Here is a 16,549-nt window from a genome sequence, read left to right as displayed (position 1 = left end):
GGGCACGGAAAACGCGCCGACTGAGCCCAAGGACGCGGACGCCAAGACGGGCAACCAAGCCGACACCAGGCATCAGCCCGGGTCGGGTGGCTGAGGCTTAAACGGTGGCGGTCAAGACCAAGTTGTCGCGGTGAATCAACTCGTGCTCGGCCACATAGCCCAGCACGCGCTCGATCTCGCTGCTGGCCTTGCGGGCAATCAGCCGCGCTTCGGCGCTGGAGTAATTGCTCAAGCCGCGCGCCAACTCCAAGCCAGAAGCGTCACGCACCGCGATCACCTCGCCGCGGCGGAAGTCGCCTTGCACATCGGTCACGCCGATTGACAAGAGGCTCTTGCCCTCGCCCTGCAGCTTGGCCGCTGCGCCGGCGTCCACCGTCACGGCGCCACGCAATTGCAGATGATCAGCCATCCACTGCTTGCGCGCCGCCAACTTCGGCGTGCTGGCCAGCAGCGCCGTGCCGATGGCTTCGCCGGCCACCAGGCGCAACAAGACATCGGGCTCGCGGCCCCAGGCGATGACGGTGTTGGCGCCACTGCCGGCAGCGCGTTTGGCGGCCAAGATCTTGGTGATCATGCCGCCGCGCCCCAGGCTTGAACCGGCGCCACCAGCCATCAATTCCAGCTCAGGCGTACCAGCCTGAGCCTCATCAATAAAACGGGCATTGGGATCTTTGCGCGGATCGGCCGAGTAAAGGCCACGCTGATCGGTCAGGATGATCAAGGCATCGGCCTCGACCAGATTGGCCACCAACGCACCCAAGGTGTCGTTGTCACCGAACTTGATCTCGTCGTTGACGACGGTGTCGTTCTCGTTGATGACCGGCAGCACGCGGTGCTGCAACAAGGTCAGCAGCGTGGAGCGGGCATTGAGATAGCGCTCACGGTCGGCCAAGTCGGCATGCGTCAGCAGCACTTGCGCGCTGCCCATGCCCTGCTCCCGCAGCTTGGTTTCGTACATCTGGGCCAGACCCATCTGGCCCACCGCCGCAGCGGCCTGCAACTCGTGCAATTCCTTGGGGCGGGTGGCCCAGCCGAGGCGCTTCATGCCCTCGGCGATGGCGCCACTGGACACCATCACCAGCTCGCGCCCTTCACTCGCCAAGGCCGCCAGTTGGCGACACCAGTTGGCAATGGCATCAGCATCCACCCCGCGACCTTCGTTGGTCACGAGGCTGGAACCTACTTTAACGACAATGCGCCGCGCGCCTTTCAGCGCGCCACTCATGCTGCGTCGTCGTCCGCCGCAGGAGCTGCCGGCTTGCCATCCGGGAAGCGGGGATCCACTTCGACGATGACGCGCTGGGCCGAAGCCACATGGTCGTAGATGGCATGCACCAAGCTTTGGCAGCCATCACGCGTCAAGGCCGAGATTTCAAACACCGGGCCCTTCCACTTGTAGCGCTTGATGAAGTCTTTGACCCGCTTGGCGCGCTCGTCTTCCGGCACCATGTCCAGCTTGTTGAGCACCAACCAGCGCGGCTTGTCGTACAAAGACTCGTCGTACTTCTTCAACTCGGCCACGATGGCCTTGGCTTCCGCCACCGGGTCAACCGCCGGGTCAAAGGGAGCCAGATCAACCACATGCAGCAGCAAACGCGTGCGCTGCAAATGACGCAGGAACTGGTGACCCAGGCCCGCACCTTCGGCCGCGCCTTCGATCAAGCCGGGGATGTCGGCAACCACAAAGCTCTTCTCCGGCCCGACGCGCACCACACCCAGATTTGGGTACAAGGTCGTGAAGGGATAGTCGGCAATCTTGGGGCGCGCATTCGACACCGCCGTGATCAGCGTGGACTTGCCCGCATTGGGCTGGCCCAGCAGGCCCACATCGGCCAGCACCCGCAATTCCAGCTTGACCTTCTTGGCCTCACCGGGCCAGCCCGGCGTCTTCTGACGCGGGGCGCGGTTGGTACTGGTCTTGAAGTGCAAGTTGCCGAAGCCACCGTCGCCGCCCTTGGCCAGCAGGATTTTTTCGTCCGGCTCCAACAACTCGGCGATCACCGTGTCGGTTTCCAAGTCTTTGATGATGGTGCCCACGGGCATGCGCAGGATGACGTCATCCGAGGCAGCACCATAGCAATCCGAACCGCGACCGGCCTCGCCATTGCGGGCCTCATGGCGGCGCGCATAGCGGTAGTCGATCAAGGTATTGAGGTTGACGTCACCGACGGCATAAACACTGCCACCACGTCCGCCATCACCACCATCGGGCCCGCCGAAGGGGATGAATTTTTCGCGGCGAAAACTCGCACAGCCGGCACCACCATTGCCGGCCACGATGTCGATGGTGGCTTCGTCGATGAACTTCATATGTCTTTCTCTGCGCTTCTTGCGGACAGCGGCCAATATTAAGTCAATGCGCACAGGCATTGTTTGCCGCCGCAAAAAGCAAAAGCCCCGGGCTAGCCGGGGCTTTGGGTCGCCGGCGGGCGGCTAGCCCCCGTCGGCGAATCGCATTCGCTGAAGTCTGCGCTTAGGCAGCCGTCACGAACACGGTCTGGCGGCTCTTTTCACCCTTGATGGCGAACGACACGTGGCCGTCAACCAAGGCGAACAGCGTGTGGTCCTTGCCGATACCGACGTTAGTGCCGGGATGGAACTTGGTACCGCGCTGACGCACGATGATGGAACCTGCCGAGATGAGTTGGCCGCCGAAGGCCTTCACACCCAACATCTTTGGTTTGGAGTCGCGGCCGTTTCGTGTTGAACCGCCGCCCTTTTTCTGTGCCATGGATCAGCTCCTTGAACTGTTAGCTAAAGAAGAAAACCGCGCTCAGCCGTTCACCGTGCTGATCAACAGCTCGGTGAAGTTCTGGCGATGGCCTTGACTCTTCTTGTAGTGCTTACGACGGCGCAGCTTGAAGATGCGCACTTTGTCGTGCCTACCGTGAGCCACAACTGTGGCGGAAACGCTTGCGCCCGCAACCAAGGGAGTGCCAATCTTCAATTCAGCGCCGTTGCCGACAGCCAAAATTTGGTCGATCACAATCTCTTGGCCAACATCCGCAGCAATCTGTTCTATCTTGATCTTTTCGCCGGCAGCAACTTTGTATTGCTTACCGCCGGTTTTTATGACCGCGTACATATCAGCCCTTTCAATTAAACCTGCCCGGCACTCGTCAATTCATCAGAGCAAGCCAGGCCAAACCCCTGCCACCCAAGAGCAACAGAGCCCGCGAGTATAGCACAGCTTGCTGCTTTGACAAGCAGGCGACCGTGCCGCAGCGCTTGCACGACAGCCGCTGTGCAAACCCAAGCGCGCCGCGCCGGGGTTCGCGCGGCTGTTCCTATAATCCACCTTCCGTCCCAATGAGAGCCGAGAGTGCACGCTGCGACTGCTTCGTCCCCCTCCACCGATCCCCTCCTGAGCGAGGCACTTGCCACACTGGCAGCAGAGATGCTGGAAGTCGATGCTGTCATTGCCCAGCGCCTGAGCTCTGACGTGGCTTTGATCAATCAGATTGCCGGCTACATCGTGCATGCCGGCGGCAAGCGCATGCGCCCCAAGCTGGTGCTGCTGTTTGCCAACGCACTCGGCTATCAACAGCCCGGGCGCTTTGAACTCGCCGCCGTGGTGGAGTTCATCCACACCGCCACGCTGTTGCACGACGACGTGGTGGATGAATCCTCGATGCGCCGCGGCAAAAAAACCGCCAACGCCCTGTTCGGCAATGCCGCCAGCGTGCTGGTGGGCGACTTCCTCTACTCGCGCGCCTTCCAGATGATGGTGTCGGTGAACAAGCTGCGCGTGCTGGATGTGCTGGCCGAGGCCACCAATGTAATCGCCGAGGGCGAGGTCTTGCAGCTAATGAATATGCATGACCCCGACATCACGGTGGAAGCCTATCTCCGCGTGATCCGCTACAAGACCGCCAAGCTGTTTGAAGCCAGCGCTCGCCTGGGCGCTGTGCTGGCCGATGCGGGGCCCGAGATCGAAGAGGCCTGCGCTGGCTATGGCCGCGCGCTCGGCACCGCCTTTCAGCTGATCGACGACGTGCTCGACTACGAGGGCGATAGCCAAGCCCTGGGCAAGAACGTTGGCGACGACCTGCGCGAAGGCAAGACCACCCTGCCTCTGCTGATCGCCATGGAACGCTGCAATGCCGAGCAACGCCAGCTCTTGCGTCACGCCATCGAGCATGGCGAGCAGGAAAAGCTGGCCGAGATCGTCGCCATCGTGCGCGAAACCGGCGCACTGGAAGCGACCCGCGAGGCCGCAAGAGCCGAAGCAAAATTGGCGCGCGACTGCCTCAATCTCTTGCCCGACTCAAAATGGCGAAAATCCCTGCTAGAATTTGCGGCTCGGTCGGTTGAGCGCTCTTTCTGAGTCGACTCTCAGCCACTCGAGACAAGCAGTAAAAGAAGTACAAGACGAAGTACAAGAAGTTTTGCGCTGGACTTGTGAAATACCAAGTCCCAGTCGCCAGAACATCGGGGTGTAGCGTAGCCAGGTAGCGCGCCACGTTCGGGACGTGGAGGCCGGAGGTTCGAATCCTCTCACCCCGACCAGGAATTTCTCAAGTCAGCAGAAATCCTCGGTCTTTCAAATCAATCGATCCATCGTTGGTTCAAGCTTGCCTACGTCAGCCTTGGCTAGTAGCTTTTAGCCGAGTTTGGCTATGCGCCCGCGGCCTGCGCAGGCCTCGCGATCCTCGCCCCTACAATCCGCGCCAAACTGATGGAGCTAGCACGCATGTCCGCGCCGATTGATTTCTACTTCGACTTCGCCTCGCCCTACGGCTACATCGCCTCGGCCGTCATCGACCAACTGGCGGAACGGCACGGCCGCAGCGTCAACTGGCATGTGATCGTGCTGGACGCCAATTTCAACTCGCTCGAGCGCATCCGCATACCGCACAACGTAATGCGCAGCGACTACATCCGCCGCGATGCCGAGCGCCTGGCCACCTATTACGGTGTCCATTACAAGACCCCCTCGACCCTGGGCGTGCACACCGAGCAAGCAGCGCGTATCTTCCACTGGATCAACGACCGCAACCCGCAGCAAGGCCGCGACTTCGCCAAGCATGTGCTGCAGGCCTATTTCATCAAGGACCAGAACGTCGCCGCAGCCGAAGTGCTGCAGGCCATCTGCGAAGCCATGGGCATCTCCGCCGAGGACTTCCACGAAGCCAGCAGCGGCTCGGCCAGCCGGGCTCGCCTGAAGGCCGAGGTGGACATGGCCGAGGCGCGCGGCGTGTTCGGCTCGCCCTTCTTCATCGTCGAAGGCGAGCGCTTCTGGGGCAATGACCGCCTGCCCCAACTCGAACGCTGGCTCGCCAACGGCCCTTACTGAGTCAGGACCGAGGCAAGGCCCTGCGGCCTTGTCGACGCCTGACGAAGGCCGAGCCGCCTACGAGCGGATTGGCTGAGTCAGGACCGAGGCAAGGCCCTGCGGCCTTGTCGACGCCTGACGAAGGCCGAGCCGCTTGCAAGCGGCTTGGCTGAGGCAGGACCGACACACGGGCCTAATGCCTCGCCGAGGCCGGACCGACCCAAGGCCAAGGGCCTTGCTCGCATTACTTAGGCTGCAAACTCGCCGCCAAGCTGCGCAGCGCGGCAGCATCCAGGGTCTTGCCGGGCTGGGCTTCGCAAATCTGCGCCACCCGGTTCAGCAAGCCCACCGCAAAGCGATGCGCCGCCGCCAGCGTTTCTTCGTCGCTGTCGTAAGTGTCATAGGCCTCCACGGCCACGCCGCTGTCCGAGGCGATTTGTTTGACGTCAATCTTCTTGGGTGAAGAGGAATTATTGGTGGCCATGCTGTTGAGCTCCTTTGAATGGCCACCACTGTACTGGAGCGGCAAGGCACTGCGGCCCTGCTACCGCAGGAGCTAACGCTGATCCAGCAAATCAAGCAAGCCACTGGCCCGCCGCGTGCGGCGCCCCAGGGCTTGATCAAAGCTTTGTGCGCGGCCGGTGACCAAGGTGAAAGCCTTGCGGGCGCGTGTGATGCCGGTGTAAACCAGCTCGCGTGACAAGGTCTGGCTGGCCTGGTCGGGCAGCACCAGCACGGTGTGCTCGAACTCCGAACCCTGCGATTTGTGCACCGTCATCGCAAACGCCGTTTCCACATCAGCCAGCCGGCTCACAGCCACCGAGCGCAGCGCCGTGCCGTCCAGAAAATAAGCTCGCAGCGAGGCCGCGCCGGTACCTGATCCACCCGCTGACCAGGGCTTGAGCACGATGCCAATGTCGCCATTGAAAACGCCCAAGCTGGCGTCGTTGCGGGTCACCATGATGGGCCGGCCCTCGTACCACTCGCCCGTCTTGTTGAGCAGGCCGGCGGCTTGCAAGGCGCGCTCCACCGTCGCATTCAGGCCCGCAGCACCCCAATCGCCTTCGCGCACGGCGCATAGCAAGCGGAAGCGCTCAAAAGCCGTCAATACAGCGACCACCCACCGGTCGAACGCGGCGCGCTCAGCGTTCACCGGACGCTGCGGCAGCAAGCCCAGATAGAGGCCATAGCCGCACTCAGCCCCCTCGGCACCAAGCCGGCCCTGCAGCGCCAGCGGCAGCACGGCCTGAGCCGAGCTGGCATTCACCCAGCGCAAGACCTGACCCTCTCTTTCCTCGCGCAACAGGGCAGTGGCGGCCTTGGCGTCACCCGCATTGCTGGCCAGGGCCAGCTGGCCGATCGGACCGCCGAAGCGGTGGCTCTCGCGCAGCATCACGGTTTGCTGCGCCAGCTGTGTGCCCTCCAACGCCAACATCTCGTCCGGCAGCGCGCGGCCGGTGGCGGCCAGGGCGAAGGCGGCCGTGGCGGCCGAGTAATGCCCGGCTTGTGCGCCGCTGCACAAGTCACCCAGCACCGCCCCGGCCTCCACCGAGGCCAGCTGATCCTTGTCACCCAGCAAGATCAGGCGCGCGCCGGGCGGCAGCGCCTCCAGCAGGCCGGCCATCATTTCCAGATGGATCATCGAGGCTTCGTCCACGATCAGCACATCCAGCGCCAAGGGGCTGGCCGCATCGGCGCGCAGCTTGCGCGTGTCAGGCCGAGCACCCAGCAAGGAATGCAGGGTACGCGCTGGGCCAATGGCACTGGTCAGCGCTGCGCGCGGCAAGCCACAATCAAAGTCCGCCGGGATGCTGGCCAGCGCTGTTTCAATCGATTGCTTGAGCCGTGCCGCCGCCTTGCCGGTGGGCGCGGCCAGGCCCACACGCAGGCGCTGCGGCTGCTCGTCCAGCGCGAAGATCAGCGCCAGCAAACGCGCGGCCGTGTAGGTTTTGCCAGTGCCCGGCCCGCCGGTGATGACGGTCAAATTGGCCCGCATGGCCACAGCGCAGGCGAAGCTCTGCCAATCAAACTTAGGCTCCCTGGGCGGGAACAACTGATCCAGCTTGGCGCGCAGCCGGCTCACATCGACCGCATCTGATGCGCCCCCCACCGCCGCACAGCGCCGCAAGACTTGCGCCGCCACCCGCCCCTCGTAAGCCCAGTAGCGGCGCAAATACAGGCGCGAACCACGCAGCACCAGGGGCGAGTTCTCGCCTTGCAGCAAGGGGCTCGCGCCAATGCGCGCCAGCAACTCAGCCACATCCTGGCGGTGCTGGGCCAAGGTGTCACGCAAGGCGGTCAAGCCATCCTGCGGCCAGCTCAGCAAGCCGTCTGGCTCCTGCACCAGCTCAGCCAGATCCAGGCAGCTGTGGCCCTGACCTTCCTGGTGCGCCAGCAAGGCGGCGGCCAGCAGCAACTCTGGGGCGGCCTGGGGGTCCAGCTCGGCCATGAAGCGGGCAAACGCCAAATCAAGGCGGCGCAGCCAACCGGCCTCGCGCCAGCTTTGCAAGTCACTCAAAATCAGCTCGGTCATGGCGCGGTCGCCTCGTCTTGCAAAGATTGCTGCTGGAACAAACGATCCAGCTGGGTCAAGAAGGCTACGGGCGGGCGCAAGGTGTAGCAACCCGCTGCCGGGCCGTTGACCCCACGCAAAAAGTAGAACACCGCCCCGCCCAAATGCTGCTCTGGGTCATAGCCTGCGCCCAAACGGGCTTGCAGCAAGCGATGCAAGGCCAGGAGGTAGATGGCGGCCTGCACCTCGTAGCGGTGCGCGGCCATGGCGGCTTCCAGGGCCTCCGGGTGATAGTCCTCATCACGCCAACCCAGGGCGTTGGACTTGTAGTCCAGCACGAAGTAGCGCCCATCGGCCTCGAACACCAAGTCGGCAAAACCCATCAGCATGCCGCGCAGCTGGCGCTGCGGCAGCTCAGGCCGGGTGTGGCGGCTTGGGCCGCCCAGCAGGTGCTGGCGGCAGAGAGAATCCAACTCGTCCACAGCCAGGCCGGCGCTGGGGAACCAGAACTCCATCTCGGGCAGCGCATGACGAATGTCTTGCAGGGCCAGCCCCAGCGGTGGCAATAACCGGCTGCAAACCCGGCCCAGCCAGGCCTGCACCTTGGGCTCATGCTTGGCCCACAGGCCGCGCTCGCAACGGCGGCGCAATTGCTCCTGCAGATCAGGCGAGCCAGCCAAGCCGACGCCCGGCGTCTGCTCGCTCAGCAGCCATTCCAGCTGGTCGTGCAAGAAGTTACCGGCCAAGGCGCCGCGGGGAAACGCATGCCAGGGGGCCAGGTCTTGCCCCTCGGTCTCACTCAGCGATGGACTCGACGCCAAACTCAGGGCCGAGACAAGCGTGCTGCCGCCCGGCTGCCCGGCATCTGCTGCTTCGGCGGCCTCGTCATCACGTGCAGCGGCCACGCTGACCGCTGTCGCAGCCGCCGCTGCGCTGGCAGCACCCGGCTGAGCCAACGCTCGCACCAGGGCCGAGAAGCTGCCGATGGTCCAGTTGCGCTCGAACTCGGCGGCGTAGGTCTGCAGCTCACACAGGGCCGGGGGCGCGCCGCGCGAACGCAGCGCGCTGGCCACTGGCGCCTGATTGGGCATGGGCAGCAGGGCAAAAGCCCTTCGCCCCTGCACGACATGTTCCAGGCATGCCTGCAGCTCCGCGGCATCCATCTTGTCCGGGCCGCCCAGCAAATAGCCCAGGGCGCTGCGGTGCGCCGTGCAGTCCTTACCACCGCGCACATTCAGCGCCGCCACGCCCACCCACAGGGCATGGCGGGCGCGCGTCAAGGCGACGTAGAGCAAGCGCAGATCCTCACGCAGGCGGTCGCGATCAGCGGCGGCCACCAAGTCCTTGTTCAGCTGCAGATGCAGCTGGCTTTCGCCCGCTTCGTCCACCACCTTGACGAAGCTGCTGCGCGCTTGCTCCACCGCCCGGTAGCTGCAGGCGAAGGGCAGGAAGACCAGCGGGTACTCCAAGCCCTTGGACTTGTGCACCGTCACCACCTTGACCAGATCGGCATCGCTTTCCAGGCGCAGCACCTGCTCGTCGCCGCCCGCCCCGCCGCCAACGGCCGCGTCTTCAATCTCGGTGGCCAGCCAGCGCACCAGGGCCTGCTCGCCTTCGAGTTGGCGGCTGGCCGCCTGCAGGAGTTCGGCCAGATGCAAGAAGTTGGTCAGCTGGCGCTCACCGTTAGCGGCCTCATCCTGCAACCAGCGCGCGGGCAGGTCCAGGCGGTGCAAGGTCTGGCGCAACATGGCCAGCACGCCTTGCTTGAGCCAGACCTGGCGCAAGGCCTTCAACTGCTCGCTGCGGGCTTCGAAAGCCTCATCGTCAGCGGCCAGGCGGGCCAGCTCGTCCAGGCTCAGCGCCAGCATGCCGGTGGCCAGGGCGGCACGCACCAGGCGCGTATCCAGCGGCGCGGCGACGGCCTTGAGCCAACGCAGCAGATCCAGCGCCTCGGCACTGGCAAAGACAGAGTCCTTGTCAGACAAATACACCGAGGCCACACCGCGCCGGCGCAGCTCACGCCGCACCGCCAAGGCTTCGCGGCCGGTGCGCACCAGCACCGCCATATCGGCCGGGCGCAGGCGCACGAAGCTGCCGGCCTGTGCGGACTCAAAACCAGCCCCCTCGTCATTGAGCAGGGTAACGATGCGCTCGGCGCAATGGGCGGCGAACAGGCGCTGGCTGCTTTTGCCGTCACGCAGCTCGGCGTCGAAAGCAAAGCTCAGGGCTGGCGTGACAGATTGGCCGCTGAGCACCAAGCGCTCGGCCCGACCCTTCGCTGCCACAGGCTCGAAGGGCAAATCATCCCCGGCGCCAGCGCCCTCATCGCCCGCTGCGCGGAACATGAAGGCGCCCTCACCGGCACGGCTTTCCGCCTGCACAAACAAGGTGTTGACGCTATCCACCAGATCCTGGGTGGAACGATGGTTGGTGCCCAGCATGTAATGCCGCCCGGCGGTGGCATGGCGGGCGCGCAAATAGCTGTAAATATCGGCACCACGGAAACCGTAGATGGACTGCTTGGGGTCGCCAATCAGCAGCAGCGCGCTTTGCGCATCGTTGGCCTCCAGCGCGTAGAGGCGGTTGAAGATGCGCAGCTGCAGCGGCGAGGTGTCCTGGAACTCATCGATCAGCGCCACCGGATACTGCTTGAGCATGCGTTCGCGCAAGCGCAGGGCATTGGGGCCGTTGAGCGCCGGATCGAGCGCACGGTCCAGCCGGCTCAACATATCGGCGAAGCCGAAGGTGCCGGCTTTTTGCTTGAGCTCGGCCAGGCGTAGCTGGATGCGCGCCGCCGCATGCTCGCGCAGCTTGGTGCGCGGCTGGGGCAAGCACTCCAGCGCCTGCATCAATTGCGCGAAGGCCGCAAATTCGGCGGGCAGCGCCATGGGCTGACCCTCTTTCCAAGCCTCGGCCATGCCCTCGGGCGTGAAGCGGGTGGCACCGGTTTTCACATCCGGCACCAGCAGCTCAGGCTCATTGGCCCAGCTCGCCAAGGCCGTTAGCCAGTTGCTGTAATGGCGCTGCGCCAGCTTGGCTTTGTTGAAGGGACAGGTCTTGCTGGCGAACAGGCCGTCGAGCCAGTTCTGCATGGCCTCGGCCCGCGCCGCCCAGCCCAGCTTCAAATCGGCCAAGGCGGCCGCATGCTCGGCAATGCTGCGGGCAATCAGCTCGCCCAAGCTGCCCGTGCCGGCACCTTCGGGCATGCTGAAGTCCAGCAGGCTGCGCGCGTCCTGGCTCAGCGCCGTCACACTGGGCCACACCGCCAAGGCTTGTTCCAGCGTGTCGCCACGCAAGGGGTAAAGCTCGGCGCGCCAATAGTCTTGCGCGGCCAGCAGTTGCAGCTCGGCCTCGTCGCCCTGCAGCTCTTCGTCAAACAGGCAGCCGCTGTCGAAAGCATGTTCGCGCAGCATGCGCTGGCACCAGGCATCGATAGTGTGCACGGCCGCATCGTCCATGCTCTCGGCCGCCAGGCTGAGTTGCCAGGCCGCGCGCTCGCGCGCCGGGCCGGACTCAAAGCCGGCCAGCAAGCTGAGCATGAAGGGATCCGGCTTGGCCTGGGGATCGCCCCGGAAGCAGCGGGCCGCGTCCAGCAAGCGTTCGCGGATGCGGTCAGACAGCTCGCGCGTGGCGGCACGGGTGAAGGTCATCACCAGAATCTCGGCCGGCAAGAGCGGGCGCGTGAAGCTGGCACCGGCCTCGCCATGGCCCAGCACCAGGCGCAGATACAGCGCGGCGATGGTCCAGGTCTTGCCGGTGCCGGCGCTGGCTTCGATCAGGCGGCTACCCCACAGGGGGAAGCGCAAGGGGTCAAGGGCTTCAGTCATGGTTCTGGGCCAGCTCGGCGCTGCCGTGCAGTTGCAGCGTCACATGGGTTTGCATCCACTGATGCAAGGGGGCGAACAGGGCTTGGGCCAGTTCATCAAACTGGCCATCGGCGCTGAGCGCGGCAAAGTCGGCATAGCAGCGCGCCAGCGTGGCCTCACTGCCCTCGCCTTGCGCCAGCGCGCCGAAGCCGCCGCCTTCAAACACGGCGGCCACATCAGCGGCCTCGCTGACGCGGGCCAGCGCCGTCTTGGCCGCAAAAGGCAGCGGCGCTTGCATGCCGCGCCCCCAGGCACGCAGCAGTTCGGTCAAGATGGCGTGCGCCTCGTCCTGCGCCAGCGGATTGACGTAGACCAACGCGTCGCGCCCGACCAGCAAACCCTGCACCGCTTCGCCGCAGGCGCTGGCCACCAGGGTGCGCACCCAGGCACCCAAGAGATGGTCGGCACGCGGCGTCAGGCTCTTGGCGTCTTTGCACAAGCGGCTGGGCAGCAAATGCAGCCACACCAGCTGCTCTTGCGCGGGCGTGGCCTGCAGGCCGTCCAACCAGTCATCCAGGCGCAAATCAGTCGCCCTATCGGCTGAGTCGGCTGAGTCGGCAGCTGGCAGCTCAAACTGCAGCCGCGCCATCGCCGCCTTGTGCGGGAACAGGCTTTGCATCTCGCACCAGCGATGCAGCATGGGCATCAGGGCCTCGGCCAGCAGGCGTTCCTGGCGCCGGCCTAACTCGCCAATTGGCAGGCGGCCGGCGGCGCGAATGCGCGCGCTTTGCTCTTGCACCTGGGCCAGCAAGAGCTCGGGCGAGGCGGCAGCTTGAGCAAAGTCCTGCTCGCCCAGGCCCAACAAGACCGCATGCGTCAGCTCGCTCAGCAGGCTCCATTCCTGCAAGCCATCGAGGCCGAAGCTCTCGTCATCTTCCAGTGCTTCGTCTTCATCGCGGAACTGCACGTCCAGGCGCTGCTTGAAAAACTCACGCACCGGATTCTTCAAAAAGTTCACCAGGGCGGCCATGTTCAGGGCCGGCAAGTCTTGCGGCGGCAGGGCCGCGGCTGGCGCGTCGGCAGCGCCCTCGCTCACCGCATGAGCTTGACGCCACTCACGGGCATAGCTGAGCAAGCGCGCATCGTTTTCAAAATAGCGCCGGCTGAAGGGCTGCAAGGGATGGGCCGTGGTGCGCGTGTCCACCTCGGCCTGGCCCCAGCCTGCGGCCAGATAGTCACGCAGCTGCGAAACCAGCACCGAGGGCGGCTGCTCGCTGTTGTCGCGCACGCTGCGGCCGCTCCAGCTGATGTAGAGCCGCTGGCGGGCCGAGAGCAAGGCTTCCAAAATCAGTTGCCGATCATCGTCGCGGCCCGAGCGGTCGCCCGGGCGCTGCTGGCCGGGCAGGCCCATGAGGTCGAAGTCGCTGCGCATGCTGCGGCGCGGGTAATCGCCATCATTCATGCCCAGCAGGCAAACCACTTCAAAGGGCACGGCGCGCATCGGCATCAAGGTGCAAAAGGTAATGCCGCCGGCCTTGAAGCGCTTGTTCAAAGTGGGCAGGTCCAAGCCCGACAGCCAGGCCTCGCGGGCAACCACCAGCTCGATGTCATCGGCAAACTCCGCCGTCTCGCAAGCGGCCAGCCATTGCGTCAGCGCGGCATCGGCGGCGGCGAGCGTGGCGCGCTCCTGATCGTCCTGAGCCAGGAAGAAGTTCGCCAGCAGTTCACGGCCGAGCTCGCCCCAGGCCTGCGGCGTGGCCAGGGTGCTGCTCAGGCGCCACCAGGCTTCCAGCGCGCCCAGCAGCTCAGCCAGATGGCCGGCCAGGGCGGCGTCCAGGCCCCCCACCTCGGCATAAGCGGCAATGCCGGCAAAGGGCTCGCGGTGCGCCGTGGTGTCGCCCACCGCATAGCCCAGCAAGATCCGCTGCAAGCCGAACAGCCAGCTGTTTTGCTCGCCGCAAGCGGCCAGACCCAGCTCGCCGCGCTGCTCGGCATTGAGCCCCCAGCGTATGCCCGCCCCTTCCATCCACTGTGTCAAACGCGGCAGGTCGGCGGGCGTGAGGCCAAAGCGCGCGGCAACGGCGGGCACGTCCAGCAGGTCGCGCACCTCGCTCAAACGGCAGCGCTGTTGCGGCAGGCGAAGCAGCCACTCCAGCGCAATCATCAATGGGTTGTGACCGCGGTCTTTCAGGTCGGCGATGTCAAAGGGGATGAAGCGCTTATCACCGCGCCCATTGAAACCGTACTGGCCGAACACCGAGCGGATGGCCGGCGCGAAGGCATCGATATCGGGCACCATCACCACGATGTCGCGCGGCTGCAGGCCGGGTGTTTTGGCCAGCAGGTCCAGCAACTGGTCTTGCAGAATTTCCACCTCACGCTGCGCACCGTGGGCGATGTGGAAAACGATGGAGCGATCTTCCGGCTGCAGCGGCTGCGCCAGCGCCGGGTGCTCGGCCAGCGGCACCAGCTCGCGGATGCGCGCCTGCACCTGGCTCAGCAGGCTGGCGCCCTCGCCTTCGTCAAACAAATCGATCTTGGCCAGGGCAAAGCGCTCCTGCGCCTGCAAGGCATCGTCAAAAGCATCAAGCTGGCGCACAAAATCGCGGCCCTGGCGGCCCCAGCTGGCCAGCAAGGGGTGGGCATGCTGGTGCATGGCTTCCAGTCCCACCTCGGCCAGGTCTAGGCCGGCGCGCAAGGGCTGGCGGCGCCGGCTCATCTTGAGCAGCTCGCGGCCGTCGATGATGTCGGCCCAGTGGAAGCGGCAAGGGTTGGGGATGGCCAGAATCACCTGGCAATGCGCCGACAAAGCGGCCAGCGCCTCCAGCGTCTGCATAGGCACATGGGTCATGCCGAACAGCACCACGCGGCGCGCCATCGGCGTCACCGGGCGCTGGCCCGTATGCAGCGCGGCGACAAAGCGCTGATGCAGCTGCGGCCGGCTGGCGCCGCGCTCGCTGGCGCTCAGCGGCTGTTGCAGCGCGCGCCACAGCAGGGCCTGCCAGCGCTGGTCGGCGGCCAGGGCTGGCGCGCCGGCCGGGTCTTGGCCGAGTTGAGCGGGTAGCGTGTCATGGCCGGCGCCCCAGGCTTCCAGCCAATCGCTGCGGTAGACCTGGTATTGGTCAAACAAGTCGGCCAGGCGCTGGGCCAGCTGCAAGCGCCTATCCATGCCGCCCAGGCTCAAAAATCCCAGCAAGGGCTCAAAGCCGGCTTGCCCTTGCAGCTGCGGCAACAATTGCATCAAACGCCAGGTCAGCGGCAGCTTGTCTAACTTCGATTCCGCAGGCACCGCCGCGCGGCCCAACAGCTGGCGATAGGCCCGCCACAAAAAGCGCCCAGGCAGCTCCACCCGGGTGGCGGCGCAGATGCCGGTTTGCTGAGCCAGCGTCATCTTCAACCACTCGGCCACGCCATTGCTTTGCACCAGAAAGATCTCTTCCTCCAGCGGCAACAAGGGCTGGCGGCGCAACCACTCGAATACAGCGTCGCCCAATAGCTCGGCGCGATTGCCGTGCAGAACCAGAAGGCCGGGCGTGATCGAAGTGGCGGGGAGTTCGGACGAGGCCGAGGGGCGGTCAGTCATGGAGTTTTCAGTGGCTGTAGCGGCGGTGCTGGTGTCGGCAATTCAAGGCGAGACGGATGGCAAGGCGGGCAGTGTTCCGCTGGCGTGAGCCATTGTCAGCCAGGGCGAAGGCGGCTTGACCATGAAGATGGAACTTCCTGCGCCGGAATGGCAATGCTCACGACAAAAGCCGATGCCTGTCTGGCGGGCGGGGAAATCCCCTGCATCCTTTCTTTGCCCGCCTGGCACAGAATCGGGCCGCCCCTCTTTTGCCCCATCTTCGCCCCCCTCTTCGCACCTTCTTGACCGGAGTTCCCATGAAGATCACCGTCACCACGCTCATCCAAGCCCCCATTGCCGAAGTCTGGCGCGCCTACACCTCGCCCGAGGACATCAAGGTTTGGAACACCGCCTCGCCGGACTGGCACACCACCGCGGCCAGTGTGGACTTGCGAGTGGGCGGCCAGTTTTCATCGCGTATGGAAGCCAAGGACGGCTCCTTCGGCTTCGACTTTGCCGGCGAGTACACCGAGGTCCAGGCGCCGCATCACCTGGCCTACCGCTTTGGCGAGCGGATCGGCGTGGTCGACTTTGCCGAAACCCTGGAAGGCGTCACGGTAACCGTCAATTTCGACGGCGAAGCCACCCACACCGAGGAACAACAGCGCAGCGGCTGGCAGGCCATTCTCGAAAGCTTTGCGCGGCATGTGGAGAAGACGCGCCTGGGCTGAAGGCCCGGCAGTTCTACAGCCCGCTTCGCGTACCCGTCAGCGCCGCAACTGGGCGGCCTGCGCCACCCTATGCAGATCCAAGGCTTCTGGCGCGGGTGCAGCCTGGCGCGATGTTTGCGCCACCTTGGCCAGCATCTGGCTCAAGTCACCCAGCGCACCCAGATCCAGCGCAGGTGCCGGCGTGGCTGGGGGCAGCTGGATGCTGGCCAGATCAAGCTCAAGTGCCTGTGCGGTGCTTGCGTCTTGCTGCGGCGCTAGCTCACGGATCTGGATTTGAGTGGGGTCGAAAGCCGCAGACTTGGCATTGGCCAGGCCCACATTCAAATCGATGTGCAAAAAGGCGGCCAGCTCAGCGCGTTCGCGCTCGGCTTGAGCTTCGCGTGCCAAGCGAGCCTGTTCGCGCCGAGCCACTTCCTGCGCTTCAGTTTCCTGCGCTTCAGCCAGTTGGGCAGCAGCCGTTGCTCGCGCTTCGGCCAGGGCTAGCTCGGCGGCCTGGTCAGCAGCACGCTGTTCGGCCAAGGCTTTGACTTGGGCCTGCCTTGCCATTGCCTCTTCTGCAGCCTTGGCCTCAGCTTCAGCCTTGAGTGCCGCAGCGCGTTCAGCCGCAGCGCGTTCAGCCGCAGCGCGTTCAGCCGCAGCGCGTTCAGCCGCAGCGCGTTCAGC

11 protein-coding genes, 1 tRNA gene and 1 pseudogene are annotated in these 16,549 nt (G+C 65.0%); 4 read left to right on the top strand and 9 right to left on the bottom strand.

The window, feature by feature from the left end:
- Positions 1-97: 97 nt before the first annotated feature.
- From proB to rplU, 4 genes are all read right to left on the bottom strand, one after another.
- On the bottom strand, positions 98-1,225 hold the full coding sequence (gene proB, locus AABB87_RS16680; protein WP_341972397.1) for a glutamate 5-kinase: 1,128 nt from the start codon (positions 1,223-1,225) through the stop codon (positions 98-100).
- On the bottom strand, positions 1,222-2,310 hold the full coding sequence (obgE, locus tag AABB87_RS16675; protein ID WP_058720707.1) for a GTPase ObgE: 1,089 nt from the start codon (positions 2,308-2,310) through the stop codon (positions 1,222-1,224). The genes proB and obgE overlap by 4 nt, the downstream gene beginning before the upstream one ends.
- A gap of 163 nt (positions 2,311-2,473) precedes the next feature.
- Positions 2,474-2,731, bottom strand: coding sequence for a 50S ribosomal protein L27 (rpmA, locus tag AABB87_RS16670; protein WP_058720708.1), 258 nt, complete (start codon positions 2,729-2,731; stop codon positions 2,474-2,476).
- A gap of 42 nt (positions 2,732-2,773) precedes the next feature.
- Positions 2,774-3,085, bottom strand: coding sequence for a 50S ribosomal protein L21 (rplU, locus tag AABB87_RS16665; protein ID WP_058720709.1), 312 nt, complete (start codon positions 3,083-3,085; stop codon positions 2,774-2,776).
- A 312-nt stretch (positions 3,086-3,397) separates the two neighbouring features.
- Here rplU and ispB point away from each other — a divergent pair, with 312 nt between their 5' ends.
- From ispB to AABB87_RS16650, 3 genes are all read left to right on the top strand, one after another.
- Positions 3,398-4,327, top strand: a complete 930-nt coding sequence (gene ispB, locus AABB87_RS16660) for an octaprenyl diphosphate synthase (protein WP_341972582.1) — start codon at positions 3,398-3,400, stop codon at positions 4,325-4,327.
- 105 nt (positions 4,328-4,432) lie between these two features.
- Positions 4,433-4,509 (top strand) — tRNA-Pro (locus tag AABB87_RS16655).
- 184 nt (positions 4,510-4,693) lie between these two features.
- On the top strand, positions 4,694-5,296 hold the full coding sequence (locus tag AABB87_RS16650; protein ID WP_341972395.1) for a 2-hydroxychromene-2-carboxylate isomerase: 603 nt from the start codon (positions 4,694-4,696) through the stop codon (positions 5,294-5,296).
- Positions 5,297-5,519: 223 nt separating this feature from the next.
- Here the strand turns inward: AABB87_RS16650 and AABB87_RS16645 are convergent, their stop codons facing one another.
- From AABB87_RS16645 to recC, 4 genes are all read right to left on the bottom strand, one after another.
- Positions 5,520-5,759 (bottom strand): hypothetical protein, encoded by a 240-nt coding sequence (locus AABB87_RS16645; protein ID WP_341972393.1) that lies wholly within the window; start codon positions 5,757-5,759, stop codon positions 5,520-5,522.
- A 72-nt stretch (positions 5,760-5,831) separates the two neighbouring features.
- Positions 5,832-7,808, bottom strand: coding sequence for an exodeoxyribonuclease V subunit alpha (gene recD / locus AABB87_RS16640; protein ID WP_341972391.1), 1,977 nt, complete (start codon positions 7,806-7,808; stop codon positions 5,832-5,834).
- Positions 7,805-11,614, bottom strand: a complete 3,810-nt coding sequence (gene recB / locus AABB87_RS16635) for an exodeoxyribonuclease V subunit beta (RefSeq protein ID WP_341972389.1) — start codon at positions 11,612-11,614, stop codon at positions 7,805-7,807. The genes recD and recB overlap by 4 nt, the downstream gene beginning before the upstream one ends.
- Complete coding sequence (gene recC / locus AABB87_RS16630) at positions 11,607-15,176, bottom strand: exodeoxyribonuclease V subunit gamma (RefSeq protein WP_341972386.1); 3,570 nt, start codon at positions 15,174-15,176, stop codon at positions 11,607-11,609. Before recC ends, recB begins: the two co-directional genes overlap by 8 nt.
- Positions 15,177-15,472: 296 nt before the next feature.
- Here recC and AABB87_RS16625 point away from each other — a divergent pair, with 296 nt between their 5' ends.
- The gene (locus tag AABB87_RS16625) at positions 15,473-15,886 is read left to right on the top strand and encodes an SRPBCC domain-containing protein (RefSeq protein ID WP_341972385.1); all 414 of its coding nucleotides are present in this window, start codon (positions 15,473-15,475) and stop codon (positions 15,884-15,886) included.
- 36 nt (positions 15,887-15,922) lie between these two features.
- Here the strand turns inward: AABB87_RS16625 and AABB87_RS16620 are convergent.
- Positions 15,923-16,549, bottom strand: a pseudogene (locus AABB87_RS16620) (hypothetical protein); the annotation flags it as partial.

The sequence above is a fragment of the Roseateles sp. PN1 genome (assembly GCF_038419725.1).
In the GTDB taxonomy this organism is placed as follows: domain Bacteria; phylum Pseudomonadota; class Gammaproteobacteria; order Burkholderiales; family Burkholderiaceae_C; genus Paucibacter_A.
Note: the sequence above shows the minus strand (reverse complement) of the source record. Positions and strands in the feature narration are given on the sequence as shown.

Excerpts from the sequence above, each read along its gene's own strand:
- ispB (WP_341972582.1), top strand. The coding sequence starts at position 3,398 with ATGCTGGAAGTCGATGCTGTCATTGCCCAGCGCCTGAGCTCTGACGTG.
- recD (WP_341972391.1), bottom strand. The coding sequence starts at position 7,808 with ATGACCGAGCTGATTTTGAGTGACTTGCAAAGCTGGCGCGAGGCCGGT.
- rplU (WP_058720709.1), bottom strand. The coding sequence starts at position 3,085 with ATGTACGCGGTCATAAAAACCGGCGGTAAGCAATACAAAGTTGCTGCC.
- AABB87_RS16625 (WP_341972385.1), top strand. The coding sequence starts at position 15,473 with ATGAAGATCACCGTCACCACGCTCATCCAAGCCCCCATTGCCGAAGTC.
- AABB87_RS16645 (WP_341972393.1), bottom strand. The coding sequence starts at position 5,759 with ATGGCCACCAATAATTCCTCTTCACCCAAGAAGATTGACGTCAAACAA.
- recB (WP_341972389.1), bottom strand. The coding sequence starts at position 11,614 with ATGACTGAAGCCCTTGACCCCTTGCGCTTCCCCCTGTGGGGTAGCCGC.
- AABB87_RS16650 (WP_341972395.1), top strand. The coding sequence starts at position 4,694 with ATGTCCGCGCCGATTGATTTCTACTTCGACTTCGCCTCGCCCTACGGC.
- obgE (WP_058720707.1), bottom strand. The coding sequence starts at position 2,310 with ATGAAGTTCATCGACGAAGCCACCATCGACATCGTGGCCGGCAATGGT.
- rpmA (WP_058720708.1), bottom strand. The coding sequence starts at position 2,731 with ATGGCACAGAAAAAGGGCGGCGGTTCAACACGAAACGGCCGCGACTCC.
- proB (WP_341972397.1), bottom strand. The coding sequence starts at position 1,225 with ATGAGTGGCGCGCTGAAAGGCGCGCGGCGCATTGTCGTTAAAGTAGGT.
- recC (WP_341972386.1), bottom strand. The coding sequence starts at position 15,176 with ATGACTGACCGCCCCTCGGCCTCGTCCGAACTCCCCGCCACTTCGATC.